Source organism: Halogranum amylolyticum, assembly GCF_900110465.1.
Lineage (GTDB): Archaea > Halobacteriota > Halobacteria > Halobacteriales > Haloferacaceae > Halogranum > Halogranum amylolyticum.
This window is the reverse complement of the sequence record NZ_FODV01000012.1, coordinates 1-19,216: the sequence shown is the minus strand read 5'-3', so window position 1 is coordinate 19,216 and position 19,216 is coordinate 1. Positions and strand designations below refer to the sequence as shown.

At 62.0% G+C, this 19,216-nt stretch carries 18 protein-coding genes; 9 read left to right on the top strand and 9 right to left on the bottom strand.

The annotated features are described in order from the left end of the window. Positions 1 to 14 precede the first annotated feature (14 nt). Positions 15 to 1,820 (bottom strand): hypothetical protein, encoded by a 1,806-nt coding sequence (locus BSG17_RS17425; RefSeq protein WP_089826379.1) that lies wholly within the window; start codon positions 1,818 to 1,820, stop codon positions 15 to 17. Between the two features lie 228 nt (positions 1,821 to 2,048). Beyond that, complete coding sequence (locus tag BSG17_RS17420; protein WP_089826377.1) at positions 2,049 to 2,507, bottom strand: halocyanin domain-containing protein; 459 nt, start codon at positions 2,505 to 2,507, stop codon at positions 2,049 to 2,051. A 434-nt stretch (positions 2,508 to 2,941) separates the two neighbouring features. Here BSG17_RS17420 and BSG17_RS17410 point away from each other — a divergent pair, with 434 nt between their 5' ends. Beyond that, a complete protein-coding gene (locus BSG17_RS17410) occupies positions 2,942 to 3,364 on the top strand; it encodes a DUF7522 family protein (protein ID WP_089826373.1) in 423 nt (140 codons plus the stop codon). A gap of 81 nt (positions 3,365 to 3,445) precedes the next feature. Here the strand turns inward: BSG17_RS17410 and BSG17_RS17405 are convergent, their stop codons facing one another. The 5 genes from BSG17_RS17405 to BSG17_RS17385 all read right to left on the bottom strand — a co-directional run bounded on the left by BSG17_RS17405 (position 3,446) and on the right by BSG17_RS17385 (position 7,230). After that, on the bottom strand, positions 3,446 to 4,378 hold the full coding sequence (locus tag BSG17_RS17405; protein ID WP_211609192.1) for an ROK family protein: 933 nt from the start codon (positions 4,376 to 4,378) through the stop codon (positions 3,446 to 3,448). Positions 4,379 to 4,473: 95 nt separating this feature from the next. Beyond that, positions 4,474 to 4,908 (bottom strand): universal stress protein, encoded by a 435-nt coding sequence (locus tag BSG17_RS17400; RefSeq protein ID WP_089826371.1) that lies wholly within the window; start codon positions 4,906 to 4,908, stop codon positions 4,474 to 4,476. Positions 4,909 to 4,958: 50 nt separating this feature from the next. Further along, positions 4,959 to 5,219 (bottom strand): lipoyl domain-containing protein, encoded by a 261-nt coding sequence (locus BSG17_RS17395; protein ID WP_089826370.1) that lies wholly within the window; start codon positions 5,217 to 5,219, stop codon positions 4,959 to 4,961. Beyond that, a complete protein-coding gene (locus tag BSG17_RS17390) occupies positions 5,216 to 6,232 on the bottom strand; it encodes an alpha-ketoacid dehydrogenase subunit beta (protein WP_089826368.1) in 1,017 nt (338 codons plus the stop codon). Before BSG17_RS17390 ends, BSG17_RS17395 begins: the two co-directional genes overlap by 4 nt. Next, the gene (locus tag BSG17_RS17385; RefSeq protein ID WP_089826366.1) at positions 6,232 to 7,230 is read right to left on the bottom strand and encodes a thiamine pyrophosphate-dependent enzyme; all 999 of its coding nucleotides are present in this window, start codon (positions 7,228 to 7,230) and stop codon (positions 6,232 to 6,234) included. Before BSG17_RS17385 ends, BSG17_RS17390 begins: the two co-directional genes overlap by 1 nt. Before the next feature lie 631 nt (positions 7,231 to 7,861). On the opposite strand from BSG17_RS17385, the gene BSG17_RS17380 reads away from it, so the two are divergent. The 7 genes from BSG17_RS17380 to BSG17_RS26190 all read left to right on the top strand — a co-directional run bounded on the left by BSG17_RS17380 (position 7,862) and on the right by BSG17_RS26190 (position 15,955). Next, positions 7,862 to 8,791, top strand: a complete 930-nt coding sequence (locus BSG17_RS17380; protein ID WP_211609191.1) for a poly-gamma-glutamate hydrolase family protein — start codon at positions 7,862 to 7,864, stop codon at positions 8,789 to 8,791. 306 nt (positions 8,792 to 9,097) lie between these two features. Beyond that, positions 9,098 to 10,249: a poly-gamma-glutamate biosynthesis protein PgsC/CapC gene (locus BSG17_RS17375; protein ID WP_089826364.1), complete on the top strand. Its 1,152-nt coding sequence runs from the start codon at positions 9,098 to 9,100 to the stop codon at positions 10,247 to 10,249. Next, positions 10,246 to 11,454: a Mur ligase family protein gene (locus tag BSG17_RS17370; protein ID WP_089826362.1), complete on the top strand. Its 1,209-nt coding sequence runs from the start codon at positions 10,246 to 10,248 to the stop codon at positions 11,452 to 11,454. The genes BSG17_RS17375 and BSG17_RS17370 overlap by 4 nt, the downstream gene beginning before the upstream one ends. Before the next feature lie 52 nt (positions 11,455 to 11,506). Beyond that, positions 11,507 to 11,674 carry a hypothetical protein gene (locus BSG17_RS27125; RefSeq protein WP_170864847.1) on the top strand — a complete coding sequence of 56 codons (168 nt, stop codon included), beginning with the start codon at positions 11,507 to 11,509 and terminating at the stop codon, positions 11,672 to 11,674. 33 nt (positions 11,675 to 11,707) lie between these two features. Then, entirely contained in the window at positions 11,708 to 12,562 is an 855-nt protein-coding gene (locus BSG17_RS17365; protein WP_089826359.1) for a poly-gamma-glutamate hydrolase family protein, read from the top strand. Positions 12,563 to 12,809: 247 nt separating this feature from the next. Continuing rightward, positions 12,810 to 15,707, top strand: coding sequence for a bacterio-opsin activator domain-containing protein (locus BSG17_RS17360; protein WP_089826535.1), 2,898 nt, complete (start codon positions 12,810 to 12,812; stop codon positions 15,705 to 15,707). 98 nt (positions 15,708 to 15,805) lie between these two features. Beyond that, positions 15,806 to 15,955, top strand: a complete 150-nt coding sequence (locus tag BSG17_RS26190) for a rubrerythrin-like domain-containing protein (RefSeq protein ID WP_342028344.1) — start codon at positions 15,806 to 15,808, stop codon at positions 15,953 to 15,955. 23 nt (positions 15,956 to 15,978) lie between these two features. Here BSG17_RS26190 and BSG17_RS17355 read toward each other — a convergent pair whose 3' ends face one another. Continuing rightward, a complete protein-coding gene (locus BSG17_RS17355; protein WP_089826533.1) occupies positions 15,979 to 16,257 on the bottom strand; it encodes a PadR family transcriptional regulator in 279 nt (92 codons plus the stop codon). A gap of 326 nt (positions 16,258 to 16,583) precedes the next feature. Here BSG17_RS17355 and BSG17_RS17350 point away from each other — a divergent pair, with 326 nt between their 5' ends. Further along, positions 16,584 to 17,561 carry a malectin domain-containing carbohydrate-binding protein gene (locus BSG17_RS17350; RefSeq protein WP_089826357.1) on the top strand — a complete coding sequence of 326 codons (978 nt, stop codon included), beginning with the start codon at positions 16,584 to 16,586 and terminating at the stop codon, positions 17,559 to 17,561. Between the two features lie 1,359 nt (positions 17,562 to 18,920). On the opposite strand, the gene BSG17_RS27540 is transcribed toward BSG17_RS17350, so the two are convergent. Further along, positions 18,921 to 19,216: hypothetical protein (locus BSG17_RS27540; protein WP_211609190.1), on the bottom strand; the 296-nt coding region annotated here is incomplete at its 5' end.

The following is a 19,216-nucleotide window of genomic DNA, read 5'->3' as shown; positions in this document are numbered from 1 at the left end:
GAGGACGAAACCCTTCAGCTCGACCACGTGGAACTCAACGGAATGCTGAAGTTCCCGTTCTCCCCGAGCAGGTACTCGTACCCCGCACTGGGGTCGTTGGGGTCTGTGAACTCCTTCACCGTCGTCTGCTCTCCCAGTTTGAGCGTCGCAGTCGTACTCGTCACATTCTCGACGCCGACGACCTCGTACGCACCGTTCCGTTCGTCGACGGCATCGGCGTACACCCACGATCCGACGAGCTTCTCGGCGAGCTGAGTGTCGAGAGATCCGCTCGTCACCTGAATCTGGAGTGCGTTATCGAGCGTGAGTTCTCGTGTGAAGTCTTCGACGACCCCTTCGACACGTGGTCGCTGCTCGATCAGCGTCTCGCCACCGACGTCCAGCGTCGTTCCGTTGAGCAAGTACGCGTGCTCGTGGTTTCCGCTGGCATCTACCGAGTAGACCGCGAACGCGCCGTCGAACGTGAACGTGTCGTCGACGGTGTGTTCGACCGGTTCTCCGGTCGGCCGGACTGTCGCACTAGCGATGTAGTCTGTCCGTCCGCTGTTCAGGGTGACGCGGACAGCACGGGCGGTCGGGTCGCTACTCGTGACCGGCACTTCGGTAACCTGCTCGATGAACCGTTCTCCGTCGTACGATTCGATCACCGACTGGAACGACGAACTCCCGCCGAGGGTGCGTCGATGCGTGAGGAGGTATTTGAACGTCCCTGGATTGTTCCACCGCTGGGGTGGGTCGCCGCTGGCGATGGCGACGTCGTCGCATTGGGTGAGCATTGTCAACCGTAGCTTCACGTCTTCGGCGTTGTCCGGTCGCACGTCCCAGTGGTCGCGGACGTCCCACTCGACGCTGAACTGCGAAGCGGGATCCGAGTCGCGCTCGACGTCGTACAGATAGTTGAAGCCGTTCCCGATAGCGTCGTTGTACTCCGTGTCCTCACCGTATTCGGGCTTCGGTACGTCCGTCCCGGCGTACGTTCCGCCATCTTGTGTCGAGAGCGCGAGATTCGTCGTGGTGACCTTCTGTCGCTCGGTGAAATCAGACTGGAGGAACTCTGTCTGGATGCCATCGAGCGTAAACTCGTCGAAGTACAGGTCGCCAGTCTGTCCCTTTCCGAGCGCACCGAAGATTCCGACTTTCTCGTCCGTTTCGCTCGGTAGGAGATACGACCCGCTCGCGTGGACGGTGCCGCTTGCTGTCGATCGGAGTGAGATCTCGACCGTCGTCCCCTGCGTCGAGACGTCGAGTGCGTACCAGGCCTGCTTCTCCCAGTCGTCCATCGAATCGTACGTCTCCCACTCGTTGTCCTCCGGATAGTACAGACCGATTCGGGGGTCCTTCCCGGTGCTGTGATTACCGATCCCTGCACAGACGTGCCGCCCGTCTGCGTCTTGACCGAGATACACTGCTTGGACGTGATGCCAGTGGGTGTCCGTTCCAGTGGGTGACGAGTTGACGTACACGCTGACGTCCACGTCGGGACTGTTGGCAGTCGTGGACAGCCCGCGCCACTCGTGTGACCCTCCCGACGGGTCGAAGATGGTCGTCGACCACTCACTCTGGTAACTCTGCTCCCGGGACACGCCCACGCCGCCGGTCCCCTCTCTGATTACGAACTCCGAGACGCCCTCTCGAAGTTCGTGTTCGAACTGATTGACGGGGCTGTAGGTGTCGATGTTGTCTCGGGCGGCTTGTCGCTTCGTCTCGGTGAAAAAGCTCGCACGCGTCTTCCGGGGTGTCGTCCCGGCTGCGGTTCCGCTGCTGGAAAGGAGCGCCCCGAGTAACCCAACGCCCGAAGTTTTCAGAAAGTCGCGACGCAAAAGTCCGCCACGCTGCTTGTCCGATCTCCTTTGCTCGGAGAGACCTGAATAAGAGGTTCCACTCTGACTTGGCTCACGACCGAAATATTCAATCAAAAAAGAACATCTGCTAGGGTATAATAAATATATTGAAATTTAATATATCAAATAAAACTATAAACTAATTGAAATAAATCGGTAGTCCGATGTGCTACCAATCGGCGGAAGGGTCGTTCGACAAGAACGGGTTCACTCGACGACGACTGCGCCTTTCATCCCAAGCGTCCGATGCGGCGTACAGTAGTACAGATAGGTACCGATGCGACCGAACCGCCGTTCGAACGACGCGCCCGCAGTCGCCGTTAGTCGACTCGACCGACTGCCGTCGACGAAGGCGACGTCGTGGGTGCCGCCCTGCCCCGTCCACTCCCAGCGAACCGTCGTCCCGGGAGAGACGCGAATCACGGGCGGGTCGTAGGCGAAGTTTCCACCGTTTCCGGTCGCGCCGACCGCCACGGCCACCTGGGTACGACCGGTTCGGTCGACGATATCGGTGTAGTTGTCCACGTCGCTCATCCACGATTCGAGCGAGGTAGTGCTCTGTCCTGGCGTCTGTCGATAGTGCGGCCCCATCATCGTCCCGCGCTGCCCGGGACCGTACCCCGTCCCGCGCTGCCCGTGGGGACCCATCCCGTCGCGTGGGCCCATCGGTGAGTGAGCACCGCTACCTGCGCCCGGTCCGGGACCCGACCCCGGACCAGACCTTGATCCGGGACCCGGTCCTGCACCCGAACCAGGACCTGCACCAGAACCTGATCTGGGGCCTGCACCAGAGCCGGGACCGGGAGCCTGTTGCGGCGGGCGAACGATGGGTTCGACACAGCCGGCGAGAGACGTCGCGAGAGCTATCGCTGCCGTGCGGTACAGGAACTGCCGTCGAGTGGATGTTGTGATCGCCATGATGCTCTCCTAGAGAGACGACTGCAACCGATACAGTCGTTTGCCTCCCTCCTGCCGTTCCGCCGATCACAGTCACCGTTCTCTTCTCGTTCGGCTGACTCTCCGAGAGGGGAGAAGAGACTCGTACCATTCGGCCGCCGGTAACGCACCGAGTTATCTGGTCTGAGCGCCTACAGAACGGTATGTCCGAGACACAGTTCACGACCAGTATCGACAACGCTGTCGCCGAAAACATTGTCAGCGCCGCACGGACCAGCCTCAGCGACACGCTCCGGAGTGTCATCTACTTTACGCCGTCCTCGTTCGACGTCCTGTACGTCCGACAAGACCTCTACGACACACCCGAAGACGCTCGCTCGCTCAAGAAACCGCTCGTCGAACTCGAACAGGTCGGGTTCGTGGAGGCCCCGGTTCGAACCGCTATCTTTCAACACGAGGAGTCGACGGTCGGTCCCTACGAGTTCACGGTACGGTTCCACCACGACGGCTTCGTCGTCCGCACGATCGAAGGCGACCACGGTGTCCTCTTCACGACAGACAGCATGGCAGTCACAGAGTTCGAAGAGGCAATCAGCGCTATCGGGAAGCTCCTCCAAGACAGGTGATCGCAGTCGACCTCAAGAAAGTGGTGCGCTCGCATCGCTGCGTCGAGACGGACCCCCGGCTCTGGGAGGGCGAGTACTCTGTCATCGCTCGTCGCCGAAGAACGCCGCCGCCGCGCCGTACAGTTCGATGTCGGTACCGAGCGGAGTGAGCCGCACGTCCGGTGGAGCGGCCAGCACGTAGTCGTCCAGCCGTTCGTCTATCCCGTCGACGATCCACTCCGAGTTCTCCAGTGCGACCGACCCACCGAGCGTGACGATGCCGGGGTCGTACGTGTTGACGACGGCGCCGATTCCGGCGGCGTTGTACTGTGCGACGGAGTCGAGACACGACTGGGCGACCGGGTCGCCGTCGTTTGCGGCGGCGAAGACGTCCGGCGCGGTGAGCGGTCGTTTCGCCCGGAGCGTCGACTCACGGTCATCACTGTCGAGGAGTCGGCGAACGAACTGTGGGATACCGCGTCCCGAACAGTAGGCCTCCCACGCGCCGCGGACGCCGGTGCTGGACAACGCTCCGTCGGCGACGATCGGAATCAGTCCGACCTCCGCGGCGTACCCTCGCTCGCCTCGAAGCGGTTGGCCGTCGACGATGACGCCCGCGCCGATCCCTGTCCCGAAGGTGACGTGGACAACCGTCTCGTGCGGCTGTCCGGCACCGAAGACCGCCTCGCCGAGCGCCGCCACCGTACAGTCATTCGCGACGGTCGCCGGGAGTCCGAGTTCGCGCTCGATGGTCGACGTGACGGGAACGTCGTGGAGCGTCTCGCCGGTCGCCGTATCGAACTCGGCGATCACGCCTCGCTCGGCGTCGACCAGCCCGGTGGTCGAGACCGAGACGTGCCGGATGTCGTTCCCCTCGGACTGCAGTCGCGCGGCGACGTCGACGAGTTGGTCCGTGAGTTCTCTCGGGCGGGTTGCTTCGGTCCGGACGTCGCACGGCCCCTCTGAGGTCGCCACGCCGTAGCGGAGGCTCGTACTTCCGACGTCGACGACGGCGATTGTCGGTCCTGAGGTCACTGTTCGAGGGCTCACCAGAGAGTCAGTTCACCGTTTCGACTTTACGCGACGGTTCCGCCTCGTCGAACCGCTCGACCCCGAACGGAGTCGTGAGACTATCGCACCGTCGTCACCGGAACCGGAGACTTCCGGACCAGTGCCTCCGCGACGCTTCCGAAGACGAACTCCTCGAGATGTGGTCGACCGTGTGTGCCGACGACGATCTGGTCGGCACCGTACTCGTCGACGGCCTTGAGGATCATCTCCTGTGTCCGACCGACGGCGGCACCCGTCTGGATCGTCACACCGTGATCGTCGGCGATGGAGTGGGCCGTCGAGAACAGGTCTTCGGCGTGTTCTCGCCGGTTTTCGAGCCACTCTTCCCACTCGCCGGGGTGGTCGCCCCAGCCGATGGCCGCCGTCTCGTCTTTGTGACTGTCCACGACGTAGAAGACGGTGATGGTGCTCGATCCGAACTCCTCGCAGGCGTACGCGAGCGCCTTCTCCGAGAGCGGCGAACCATCGAACGGGACGAGAACGTGTTCTACCATACTCTCTCTACGCCTCGTTGACAAATAATGATTGCGAGTGTCAAGAACGTCTAGTCGTCGGAGTCGATGCGAGCGAGCGGGTCCTCGCGGGTGAACTCGTCGCCCTCCTCGACGAGTCGCTCGGTGAGCGTGCCGTCGACTGGGGCGGGGACGTCGACGCTCACCTTCTCGACCTGGACCTCACAGAGCGTCTCGCCCGCCTCGACAGTTGCCCCTGGGCGGACGAACCAGTTGGCGAGGTAGCCCTCCTCGACGTCCGCTGCATCCTCGGGCCAGACCGACGACGCCGAGACGGTCGTCTCCTCGCTCATCGGACTGACTGAACGGCGTCGACGATGTGCTCGACGCCGGGGTTGACTTCGTCTTCGAGCGGGCGTGCATACGGAATCGGGACGTCCGGAATGGCGACGCGTTCGACGGCCTGCAGGTCGTCGAGCGCGCCTTCGGCCGCCCGGGCGACGATCTCGCCGGTGACGCCGAACGAGCGGTAGTCCTCGTCGACGACGACCAATCGCCCGGTCTTTCGGACCGACTCGAGTACCCTCTCGGTGTCCAGCGGGACGAGCGTCCGCAGGTCGATCACCTCCGCGTCGACGCCGTCGTCCGCGAGGTCGGCGGCGGCTTCGAGCGCCCGGTGGACGTGCAGCCCGAGCGTGACGATCGTGACGTCCGCGCCCTCTCGTTTCACGTCCGCTTCACCGAACGGGATGGTGTAGTCGTCCTTGGGGACTGGCGTCTTCGGTCCCTCCGGCGAGGGCATCCACCCGAGACCCATCAGTCGCTTGTGGAACATGTACACGACCGGGTCGTCGTCGCGGATGGCCGCGTGCATCAATCCCTTGGCGTCGTAGGCCGTACTCGGGACGACGACTTTCATCCCCGGCAGATGTGCGAACGTCCCGTAGAGCGTCTGGGAGTGCTGAGCGGCGTCGTTGTAGGTACCGCCAACGGCCGTCGTCAACACCATCGGCACCGAGACGGCGCCGCCGCTCATGTAAGTATTTTTGGCCATGTTGTTGTACAGCTGGTCCATGGCGACGCCGAAGAAGTCGACGAACATCAGTTCGGCAATCGGGCGCATCCCGGCCTGCGCCGCGCCGACGGCAGCCCCGAGGAACCCCGTCTCGCTGATGGGGACGTCCATCACGCGGTCGCGACCGAATTCGTCGAGCAGCCCCGTCGTGCTGCTGAAGATGCCGCCGTAGTCGGCGACGTCCTCGCCCATGAGGAACACCTCCTCGTCCTCGCGCATCTCGTGGGCGACGGCCTCGACCATCGCCCTGCTCATCGTCAGCTCGCGGTCGGTGTCGGTCTCTGCGGTCATCACTGTTCACCTCCGCGGACCCCGGCGTCTCCCTGCGCGGGTGGATTGGTGAACACGTCCTCGTACGCAGTCTCCGGCTCCGGTTCGGGCTGGTCTTTGGCCCACTCGATGGCCTCCTCAACGCGCTCTTCGGCGCGACTCCGTAGCTCCGCGACGTCCTCGTCGGCGACGCCGTACTTCGCGAGGTCCGCTTCAAGACGCGTGATCGAGTCGCGGTGCGTGGCACGGTCGACGTCCTCGTCGGGGCGATATCCCTCGGCGTCGCCCATGAAATGCCCCATCCGACGGTGGACCTGTACCTCCAACAAGGTCGGTCCGTTGCCGTCGCGGGCGCGACCGACGGCCTCCCTGGCGGAGTCGTAGACGGCGAGTGCGTCGTCGCTGTCGACGCGGACGCCCGGCAGGTCGAACCCGTCGGCGCGCTGTGCGCCGTTCTCCACATCGGTCACGCGGTCTTTCGGCATGCTGATCGCCCAGTCGTTGTCCTCGACGACGAAGACGACCGGCAGGTCGTGGACGCTCGCGAGGTTCAGCGACTCGAGGAACCCGCCCTGATCGATGGCACCCTCGCCGAGGAACGCGACGGCGACGGCGTCCGTGTTCCGCTTCTTGGCGGCCATCGCCGCGCCGACGGCGGGCGGGACGCCCTGTGCGATGATACCCGAACACGCGAAGTTGACCTCGGGGTCGAACAGATGCATGTGTCCGCCCTTCCCGCGGCAGAGGCCGGTCTCCCGGCCGAAGATCTCCGCTGTCATTCGCTTGAGGTCGACGCCCTTCGCGATGGCAACGTGGTGTGGTCGGTGCGGCGCAGTGACAGTGTCGTCGTCGCGGAGGTGGATACAGACGCCCGCACCCGACGCCTCGTGACCCGCCGCGAGATGCAACTCGCCGGGAATCGGCCCGGCGGAGATGTCGAACGCCGGCTGTTTGCCCTCGAGATACTCCTCCTGGAGTCGCTCCTCGTAGTGTCTCGCCGTGACCATGTTCTCGTACATGGTCTGTAGTTCGGTAGCGGATGGCATGGTACACCCACGAAGAGAGACTATAGCGTATTAATATTATGTAAATTATAGAACCATATGATCTGTGTCGAAATACAAGCGGCTCACCGTTCGAGAAGTGTCCCGCTCAACGTCACGAGCACCGGTCGACAGACTCCCGTCGTTATCTAATTGTCAGGCGCTAAAACCCCGTCCTTCAGGGCGGGGATACAGCGCCGTCTTTGGTTGTGAACACTGTGAACCGAACGTACAAGTGCTCACACGACGTTTCTGTGACTGTCGTTGCGATGGTTCCTCCATCGTGATTGACTGTCCGAAAACTGGCAGTTGACTCGGTGTTTGCCTCATCAAAACGTAAGCCTTCGGACGGCCCAACCGACACAAAATAATCAGATAACTCTGACTCGTGGAGAGGATAGGAGTAACGGTAGCGTGGCCCTGCCAGCACTTGTTGTGTGTTAAACCGTAACTCTCCCAACTCAGCGGGCCTTTGCTCGTGGGAAGCCCCGCCGTTTACGGCGGGGAGGAGGTCACCGACGAGGGACCCTGACTAACCGTCTGCTCACCAGACGGCGTTACTGTAAGGTTGCCAAACAGTTATCAAAAGGTCTGTTGTGGCACTTGTATGCCCAATCAAACCCGTCGGAACTTCCTCGCGAGCGGTGCCGTCTTCGGCGTCGGCGGTGTCGACTCGGTTTCACGGCTCCTTTCGGTGTCGAGCGCGGAGACGGAGACGACACTGAGACTGAAGAGCTCCGATACGGTCGCCAGTAAAGACGTCTGTCATCTCCCGCGGTCGTTCGCCGCCGATCTCGGGGTGGCCGAGGGCGAACAGGTCCGCCTCTACTACGACGGAAAGCCGGTCGTGTTCACCGTGCGCGTACACGACGGGACGTTCGGGGCAGTCGACGACAGCGGTCGCGAGCGACTCGGTGCGCCGAACGGCGTGTGGTCCGTAGACGTGGACGACAGGGTCGTCCACCCATCAATTGACAGAGCGACCGCGTCTGACCAGGGAGAGTTTCTCGAGCGCGTCGTCTCCGGGACGACGTCGGCAGTCGCACTCGCGCCACACGGCGGCTACATCGAGTACGGCACCGACTCGCAGGCCGTCCAGTTCGCAGCGCAGTCCGGCGCGACCGCCTGGTACTGCTCCGGCTGGTGGCCCGGCGGTGGAGCGTACCGGCGGTGGCACGTCTCCTCGACTGACATTCACTCCGCTTCGTTCCCGAAACTGGGGCGGATCGCGGACGACGGGTTCGACGCCGCGGTGAGCTTCCACGGGTGGAGCGAACCGCATCTCGCAGTGGGTGGAGCCGCCCCGGAGGAACTGCGTGCAGACGTCCGCGACGAGATCGAGGCGGTCGTCGACGGTGCGTTCGACGTCCGACTCTCGACCGACGCCACGCGGAGCGGCACCGCACCCGACAACGTCGTGAACCGACTGACTGCTTCGGGTCGAGACGGTATCCAACTCGAACAGCCACTGGTCGCTCGAAAGGAGTATGGGCAGGAGATCGCAGAGACCGTCGCCGACGTTTTTTGTGTCGAGTGACATGACGTATTGATGTTCTGTCTTCGATCGTGACTTATATATCAAACTTAGAATCGGTTTACAAAGCATGTCTGCTCTAGCCAAAAATGAGACGCGTTGGTCAGGATCAAATCCTCCAAATACAACCGTTTCACACTGTTTCTAGCGGTTCTTTGAATACTGGTGCGAAGTTATTCGATCGGCAAAAAGCGTAGCAGAAACTTACTAGCCGTTTAACTAACCATACGACGCAAATAGTCCTTACTCCGGAATGACCTACGATACATCCAGCAGACCGAATCGTTCTATCAGAGATATGATGTCTGAATGATCGTCGCGGCGCTCGTACTCCTGCTCGGGTTGGCAGGAGGGGTCGCTGCGACGCAGCTGTGGGGACTGCGCCTCTCCGGCGTTCTCGTTGTCCCCCTCTTCGCACTCTACACCCTCTACGACTTCACCTCGCTTCCGGTCATCCTCCTCAGCATCGCGCTAGCGTACGTGGCCGTCGGACTCGTCCGAGAACACACACTTCTCTACGGGCGGCGGTTGCTCTACATCGCCGTCGGTATCGGGGCCGCGATTCCGCTCGGAGTCACGGCGGCGCTCTCGCTGCAGTTCGGCGTCAGCCAACCAGTCGAGACTCTCTCGATCGGGAGCGTCCTCCCCGGCATCGCCGCGTACAACCTGCACCGACTGGACGTCGACAAGCGTATCGACGACGTCGTCGCGAGCACCGCGACGTTCGTGGGGCTCGTCGTGTTCGGTGCGTCGCTGATCACGCCGACGACGGCCACCCTGTTCGGCGACGTGGCCCCCCTGCTCCTGTTCGGGAGCGGTTCCGACGTCGCTATCTTCCGCAACGCGGTCATCCAAGACGGGAGCTTCGCGAACGCGACTGGCCCAGCCGTCAGCGCGCTCGTGATTCTCGCGGGCATTGTCGTCGCCGAGCTGTACGAAGACGTCTGGAACGTCCGCTTACTCGGACTCATCACCGTTCCGTTGCTCGCACTGTTGCTGTTCCAGAACCCCTGGTTCGTCGGGCTCTACGCCGTCAGCGTTCCCATCGTCTACGCCGTCACCGAGGCGATCAACCGGCGGACGCTGCTCTACGGACGCGTTCTCCTGTCGTCGGCGATCGGCGTCGGCGTCGTTCTCACGTTCGCACTCTCCGTGTTCTTCCCGGCGACTGCCGGCTACTCGCTGCTCGTGGTCGCGATCCTCTCAGGCGTCGGCGGATACAACGTTCACCGCGTCGCGCCGGGACGGCGTCGACACACGATCGGCGTCTCGGTCGGGACGTTCGCCGTCTTCGTCGCTGGCGTTCACCTCCTCACACGGGCGGCGCTCCCGTTCGATCCACGGCTCGCCGTCCTCGCGGGTGCGCTCCTCTGTGTGCCTGCACTCGTCTTCGGCGTCGATCTCGAACGGAAGCGTCGTCACAACGACCGACTCTCGAACACCGTTTACGGACACTCATGAAGCTCCCTCAGACACTCCGCCGGCTCACCGGCCTCGCTCGACGCGGCACAGCCCACAGCGACCATCTCTCGCAGATCGACTCCACCATCGTCGTCTCGGGGACGCGCGGGAAGTCGGGGCTCACGCGCCGACTCTGCGATGCCCTCTCCAGCCGCGACAACGACGTGCTGGGGAAGATCACGGGCAATCACCCGAAGATGATCCACAACGACGAGGAGCGACCGATCGAGCGGGACGGCCGCGTGACGCTCTACGAGAACGAAGCCGAGATCGGCAAGTACGACCCGGTCGACGCGCTCGTCGTCGAGAATCAGGCAATCGGCGAGTACACGACTCGACTGATCAACCAGCGGTTCACCGATCCCGACGTCGTCGTCCTCACCAACGTCCGCCGGGACCACATCGACCGACTCGGAGCTAACCGGATGGAGATCGCCCGGTCTTTCGCCCGCGCTGTACCCGAGGGGACGCACGTCGTGAACGGCGAACAGACCGAGGAGATACAGACGTTCTTCGAGGAGACGTTCGCCGATCGAGACGTGACGCTGACGCACGTCGAGGTTCCAGAGGGAGACGAGACGATTCCCGGAGCCGAGACGGTCCACGCGGTCGACCACGTCCTCGACGCCGTCGACGAACCGCGACTGACCGACGCACAGCTGCAGACGTACCTCGCCGAGATGCGCGTCGACTGGACCCGCCTCGCGGGAGGTCGCGTGTTCAACGCGGCCTCCGTCAACGACGTCGACAGCACGGAGATGATCCGCCGTGCGCTCTGTCGACAGCGCGGTGACGTGGTCCAGCCGTTCCTCTATCTCAGAGGCGACCGACGCGCACGGACGACCTCGTTTCTGAACTACCTCACGGAACTGTACCGGGAGGGAGCCATCGAACAGGTCCGCGTCGCTGGTGAGACGACGGACCTGTTCGCAGACCGCGCACCGTTCCCAGTGATCGTCCACGACGAGGAGCCTGCAGACGTGCTCGACGCCGCACTCAGCGACGGGTGGCCCGTGCTCGTCATGGGCAACACGGTCGCCGAGTACATGCGAGCACTGGAAGCCGACATCGAGCGCCGCGAAGAAGAAGTCGCGCCGCCGGCGGAACTGGACGAACTCGTCGTTGCGGACGACATCGACCCAGACGAGCTCGTCGCCGAGCAGCGAACCGAATCCGAACATACAGCAATCCAATCAGATGACTGACGATGACACGAATTTGACTGACGAATCGAGTAGCCTCCAACGACGTGCGTTCATGAGCCTCGGACTCGCCTCGCCGGCGTTCGCGGGTCTCGGAATCACTGCACTCGACGCCCAACTCGGCGCTGCGGCGAGCACGTCGCAGGCGGAGACGACGCTCAGTGCGGAAACCACACAGAAGACGGCCGACTCCGTCCGCGTTCACTCACCGAAGCGAGAGTAGACCGAGATCCGAGACGACTACGATCTCGTCTCGGTGTCGACGGACCTCCTGGCGGAGCTCGGCATCGAGGTCGGCCAGCAGGTTCGAATCCGCCGAACCGACGATGAGTACGCCGTCTACACCGTCGCCGAGTCGCGGGACGAACCGAAACCGACCGTCCGAATGAACGGAACGGCCAAGTCACGTCTCGCGCTTTCGGACGCCGAGTGGGTCGGGCAACCCGACTGCCGTATCGACTGTCCACGCCCGAAGGAGACTACTCCGCTCGCGAACAAGTCGTTCGCGGTGACGGTGGAGTCGACCGTCCCGGCGACCGACCTCTCTGTCGACGAGGCGCGTGAACAGAGCGAACTGGTCGAAGAGCGGACGTCGGGTGGAACCGACCTGCTCGTCCTCGCTCCCAACGGCGGCGACGTCGAACCGCGAACGGCCGCACAGGCGAAGCGACTCCGCGGAGCGTTCACCGACGCCACCTCCTGGCTCTCACAGGGGTTCCGTGACGGCGGCGGTGCGTTCGTTCGCTGGCACGTCTCCTCCTACGACGTCCATCCCGCCTCGTTCCCCAAACTCGCCGCAGTGGCCGAGCGACGGTACGACCGGGCCGTCAGCTTCCACGGCACCTGTTCGGAGCGGATTCAGGTGGGTGGCGGCGCGTCGAAGAACGTCCGCGTCGCAGTCCGCGACTGTATCAACCGACGGCTCCCGGACGAGGCCGCGCCTGCGATGCTGGCGGACGAGCGGTACCGCGCAGACAGCGAGCACGTCCTCGTCAACCAGTTGACGGCGGACGGATCGAGCGGCGTCTGGGTCGGCACTCCTGTCCAGGAACGGAAGCACTACTGGAAAGAGGTCGTCGACGGCGTCGCGGCCGCACTCCGGTCGGACTGACTGCGAAGCGCTCGTCGTGAGCGTCTCCGCTCAGTCCGGTTGTAGAGAGCGAGCCGGCCGCGGGCGACGAGTAGACGACGACCGACGAACAGATCGCGGCCCGTCGGTTACGGCTTTCTGACGTCTCGGCGGTCGCTTCTCCTCCCGTCTCGGCCGACGCATTCGACGTCGGCGTCGGGCGACCGTCGTTGACTCCGGCAATTTTTCCGTGACTCTTTCCCTCTCCGCGTTCACGTTCGGCTATCCGATGGTAGCCAGACCGAGCACGCCACAGCGCGTGCACGTGCTTCTCGTTGGGACGGCCGACTGGGTCGGCCCCCTCCGAACGGCGCTCGACGTCGACGCCGATTACCGGGTTTCGACCGTCGAGACGGCCGCCGAAGCCGAGACTGCGCTCGACGGCCAACTCGTCGACACTCTCGTCACGGCTGCCGACCTGCCGGACGGGAGCGGGCTCGACGTCCTCGAGCGCGTCCGTGCCGGGACGTCGTCGCTCCCGGTGGTGTTGTGTTCGACGTCGGGCAGCGAGCGACTCGCGAGCGACGCCGTCGCCGCGGGTGTAAGCGAGTATCTCCCGCTCGCGGCGGGGACCGATCACGACGGGAACGTCGCAGCGATTCGCGAGGCACTCGAACGGACGCTCGACTCGGGTCACACCACGACGACGGAACGAGCGCGCGCACGACAGTTCGACGCGATCTTCGACGACGGTCGAACGGCGACGTGGGTGCTCGACGCCGACGGCGTGGTCACGCGAGCCAACGAGACGGCGAGCGAGCTACACGGCGAGCGAAGCGAGGCGCTCGTCGACCGCCCGTTCTGGTCGCTTCCGTGGTGGGGCGACGACGAGCAGACGGCGGCCGACGTCCGTCACCTCGTCGACGCCGCCCGCGAGGGATCGTTCGGAAACGCCGTCGTCACCACTCCAGAAGCGGCAAAAACGGAGACGCAGACGCTCGAACTGTCCGTTCGCCCGGTCCTCGACGACCACGGTCGGTGTGTCTCACTCGTCGTCGAGGGCGTCGACGTCACCGACCGCGTCAGTCTCGAACGCGAACTCCGTCGCTCGGAGGAACTGCACCGCGTCACGCTCAACAACATGACGGACACGGTGTTGATGACCGACGAGGACGGCGAGTACACCTACGTCTGTCCGAACGTCAATTTCATCTTCGGCTACACGGCCGAGGAGATTCACGAACTGGGGACCATTGACGAACTGCTCGGCGAAGACCTGTTCGACCGAGAGGAGCTCGCCGACGAGGGCGTCCTGAAGAACATCGAGTGTACGGCGACGGACAAGGCGGGACGCGAGCACACGCTGCTTGTCAACGTCCGAGAGGTGTCGATCCAAGACGGGACGCTGCTGTACAGCTGTCGCGACATCACGAAACGCAAACAGCGAGAGGAGGCGCTCACAACCCTCCAAGAGACGACGCGGGACTTCCTCTACGCACAGACGCGCCACGAGATCGCCCAACACGTCGTCGACGACGTTCCGAGCGTCCTCACGCTCGATGCGAGTGCCGTCTATCTGTTCGACGCAGACGCGACCGACCTCGTTCCGGTGGCTCACTCCTCGGCGATGGAACAACTCGACGGGCCGCTTTCGACCGTCCCCACCGACGCCGAAGGCCTCATAAGTTACAGTTTCGTGGAAGGCGAGTCACTGTTCTTCGACGACGTCCACGACTCGACGCGACTGCAGAACCCCGCGACCGACCTTCGAAGTGTCGCGTACATCCCGCTCGGCGACCACGGCGTGTTCGTCGTCGGCACCGCAGAGCGGGGACGGTTCGACGAGGTGACGCGGGAACTGGCAGACCTGCTCGCGGCGACTGCCGAGGCGGCGCTCGACCGCGTCCGCAGGGAGAGTCAACTACGCGAACAGGACCGCGAACTCCAGCAGCGGAACAACCAACTCACCGAGCTCAACCGGATCAACGAGATCATCCGCGAGATCGATCAAGCGCTCGTCCAGGCGGAGACGCGCGAGGAGATCGAACACGCGGTCTGCTCGCGGCTGACAGATGACGATCGCTTCGCCTTCGCGTGGATCGGCGCGGCCGACTCGCCGGGTGAGACGCTTCGCCCGCGAGCGTGGGCGGGTGCCGAACAGGGGTATCTCGACAGCGTCTCGTTCCCGATCACAGCCGATGGCGTCGAACCCGCGGGCAGAACCGCCGCCACGCGCGAGGTGACGATGGTCCAGCACGTCGCCGACGGGCTTCGCGAGGAACCGTGGCGCAAAGACGCTCTCGCACGCGAGTATCTCTCGGTGCTCAGCGTCCCGCTCGCGTACGACGAGTTCACCTACGGCGTGTTGACTGTTTATGCGGCGCGGCAGGACGCCTTCGACGAGATGTCGCGGGCTGTGATGGCCGAACTCGGCGAGACCATCGCCTCCGCGACGAGCGCCATCGAACGGAAGAACGCGCTGTTGACACCCTCGATGACGCGGCTGGAGGTCGACGTCGACGACTCGACGTTCGTGCTCGCACGACTCGCCCGTCAAGCGGACTGCCGACTCACCTACGAAGGCGGTATCCAACAGACGCCAGACGGGGCTTCCGTCTTCGTCACGGTCGAAGGGGCTACGATCGAAGCCGTCGAACGGGCAGCCGACGAACTGGTCGCCGTCGGCGACGTCCAGCGCATCAGCGCCGACGAGTCCGGGGGTGTCCTCCGCCTCCGCTTGACCCAGCCGTTCTTCGCGCTGGAGTTGGCCGACCACGGGGCTGTCCTCCGAAGCGTCACGGTCGATGGATCGACGTCTGAGTCGAGTGCACGCCTCGTCGTCGACGTCCCGAACAGCGTCGACAGCCGCCATATTACCGACCTTCTCGGGGAGACGTTCGCCGAGATGGAGCTGCGGTCGAAACAGACGGTCGAGCACGCCTCGACCGACGAGCTCTCGTCGGCGTTCCTCGGCCGACTGACCGAACGACAACTCGAGGTGGTGCAAATCGCTCACTACAGCGGGTTCTTCGAGTCGCCGCGAGCAACGTCCGGCGAGACGCTCGCAGAGGCGCTCGACATCTCGCCGACGGCGTTCTACCGCCACGTCAGGACGGCCCAGCGCAAGCTCTTCTCGACGGTGTTCGACGAAGGTGGCGTCCCAGTCCCCGCCGTTGACGGGCCGTAACCACGGGTTCGAGTTAGTGGTTCACTATTCAACCACCGTGGGTCGACTCAGTTCAGTACTCAACGGCTACGAATATTTGCCGCGGTCCGATAATACAGATGCGTATGAGAGACGTTGCCTACGATCCCGCGGCCGAATCGGAGTACGAGTGTTTCGACTGTGGTGCCGTGACGACCGCGAAGACGAAACCGGAGAGCTGTCCCGAATGCGGCGGTGAGTTACGTAATCGACTCACACCGATCGAATAACGCTGCTGCTTTTTTAGGCGAAGTTAGGCCGTTTGGACATACTGATCTTCCCACTCTCGTCGGGTCTCGAGCGCTTGGTAGCCGCTCTCCGTGAGGGTGTAGGAGTTGGTCCGTCGGTCGAGTGCACTCTTCTCGACGAAGTCGTTCTCAACGAGGGTGTCGAGATTGGGATACAACCGTCCGTGATTCACTTCGTGGTCGTAGTAGTTCTCGAGTTCATCCTTGATCGCAAGTCCGTACGGCTCCTCTATTCCGCTGATCACATACAAGATATCGCGCTGGAATCCAGTCAACTCTTCCATCATTTGCATTGAGAAGACTCTCTTTCGAGCAATAGAATAGGGCATGACTGTTTCGGTGAGTTGGTGTCTGTTTCGGCAGTTTGGTCTCTTTTTAAGGAGTGACCAGCCGGATTGGATGCAAATTCGACCCTCAGAGTTGCTGGAAAGAAAACTGTGGCTAGGGGGCGCGGGAAGGCTCCAACTCGGTGAGACACCCGTTGTGATCGAGTGACGAATACTTCACATCGATTTGACAGTTGCTTCTATCAGTTTGACAAACATGTTGAACAGCTGTTTTCGGCGATGAGCCGAGACGTATATCTTGGTCCAACCACAACCCGCCGGCTATGTTTGAGTGGGTGCGTTCATCGTCGAACTCGCAACGGGCACAGGGTCGAATCCAGTGGGTCTTACTTGGCGTCGGAGGACTCTTCTTTTTGGCAGGTGTTCTTCTCGTCGTTGGTGTTCCTGCGGCCCCGTTCGGTGGGCTTGCCGCAGACGGCGAGCCGGCGTCGACACCTGAGGCCGAGACAACACAGACAGCAGAACCGACCCCGGAAAACGGCGGTGAGTCTACGCCCACGTCGACACAGCAATCACCTACCGAAAGTACGGCTACTGCTGAGTCGACGACGTCCACGTCGACACAGCAATCACCTACCGAAAGTACGGCTACTGCTGAGTCGACGACGTCCACGTCGACTCCAGCCTCTGGAGCAGCGAATCAAACGAATAACACGACGAACACGAGCGCACAAATCGTCCACCGTGTCAACGTCGGAGGGCAGAACGTCAGTGCGAACGACAGTGGTCCCGCGTGGGCAGCTGACACCGACAACAACCCATCGCCGTATCTGAATTCGCGTGCGAGCGATACTGTCGTGCAGTCGACTCCAGACAACATCACGACCGAGGGGAACGTTCCACCCGGTGTTTCGGACGCGGTTTTCAAGACCTATCGATTCGATCGTGGGAGCAACGGACAGGCCGAGGAGATGGTCTGGCGCTTCCCGGTCGAGCAGAATCGTGACTACGAGGTGCGGCTGTATTTCCTCGAGGCGTATTTCACGGCTAAAGACTCTGGCCGAGCGTACGAAGAGCCCTACAGCGAAGGCGGACCACGAACGTTCGGCGTTGCAATCAACGGTGAGCAAGTGCTCTCAAACTACGAACCGTTCGTCGAGCACGGTCACGACGTCGGTGCGATGAAATCGTTCGAAGTGACCGCTGAGAACGGGATGGTCGAGATTCGGTTCCTGCGAGAAGCGGAGAACCCCACTGTCTCCGGGATCGAGATCGTGGAGACGGGGCCGCGTGACAGGTGACATCCTCCCCGCGGTAAACGGCGGGGCTTCCCACGCCCACCAACGGGCGGTTCGTTGTTCTCTCAGGGTTGACGACTCGACGTGCCGATGGGAGTGCTACGCCCCCGTTACTCCTATCCAAAGGACTCGGAGGTATCTGATTATTTTATGTCGGTTCTGCTGTCCACGGGCTTACATTTTGATGAGGCAAACACCGAGTCAACTGCAGTTTGTGGACTGCCGAGAGTCGATGAGAGTCCATCGTCCAGACTTTCAAGATACGCAGTGTGGGCACTCAACTGTTGTGATTTCAGTAGTTTCGATCAAAGACGGCGCTGTATCCCCGCCCTGAAGGACGGAGTTTTAGCGCCTGCATTCAAAAATAAAAGAGTCAGTCAGACGGGGATTGTTGTTCGTAGTACTCACAGTTGCTTACGAGGCTGGCAACTGTTCTTTTATTAGAAGGTATCCTAAAATTGTGTTGTAGTGGATGAAAGTTTTTTGTGCATGGATCATCTTAGTGGAAAGTGCGGGTCAATCTTCTTGCCCGGGAGATTGGCATGTCTCTGACAAGCCTCCTTGGGGGTTATCATCGGGGGAAACCCCCTCTAGTAGGTACGAAATGAATTGAAGAAGTGGAAACCAGATGGCGGTCTGGTAGTGAACGAGCACAGCGGTCGAGTATGGTGCCTGAAACCAATGTTCGAACCACTTCTCTGTGACCGCTGTCATCTCTCCGTTGAGAGGTGTTCTATGAGTGTTTTGTGGTAGCCCACTCTACTGTCTACTCTCGGAGAGTTGGCTCAGCGAAGGTTGTAACCCATGTGAAGCCCGCTACCTGTTCGTCGAGCCCGGGAGTATGTCGGCGTGGAACTGTTCGTGAGCGACGGTAACGGTGTCTTCACACAGGTGCAGTGGTTCGAACCACCCTGATATTGGTATCAGTGTACGTGTTACCATCACATGTTTCACAGTTGTCAACATGTTTCGCGGTAGTAACGGTGTGGTCCTGCTTGCATGGCCCACGGTGGCACTTCGCCGCAGGACAACTGCATCCACCCTGAATCGGTGACAGAGTACATGTGTGCACCGGGATTGTCATGTGCATGTTTCAAGAAAGCAAGTTAGTGGACTTCTGTTCCTGTGCGGAAACTCGTGAGGTCTTCGATGCGTTGTTCTCACTCTTCGATCTCATCTCGCAACTCCGCTGCCTCTGGCTCTTCGGACCCTGCAAGTTGAGATTTCAGCCCTTACAAGCGAAATCTTGAGTTTTCTGCCCCACTCATGAAAGGGACATACTCTAAACCCCACGTCGGATTCTATTACGGCAGAGGTTCACAAAAAACCCACAACGTCAGTCGCGGGAGATGCTAGTTCGCTTTAGCAACCATCACCAAGGTCGTTACCGTCCCCGTTGTTTCCGTCCTCGTGGTTTCCATCCTCGTTGTTTCCGCCATTGTCTTCCGGACAGAAGACGCGGACCCAGCAGATCTCTTCCTTCTTACCGTCCGTGGAAACCGTGGCACAGAATTCGTCATCAACCGACTTAGCGAGAATGACGTCCTGTTCCTTGCAACCCTTGTGGTGCTTCTTCTTGCCGTGGTGCTTCTTCTTGCCGTGGTGCTTCTTCTTGCCGTGGTGCTTCTTCTTGCCGTGGTGCTTCTTCTTGCCGTGGT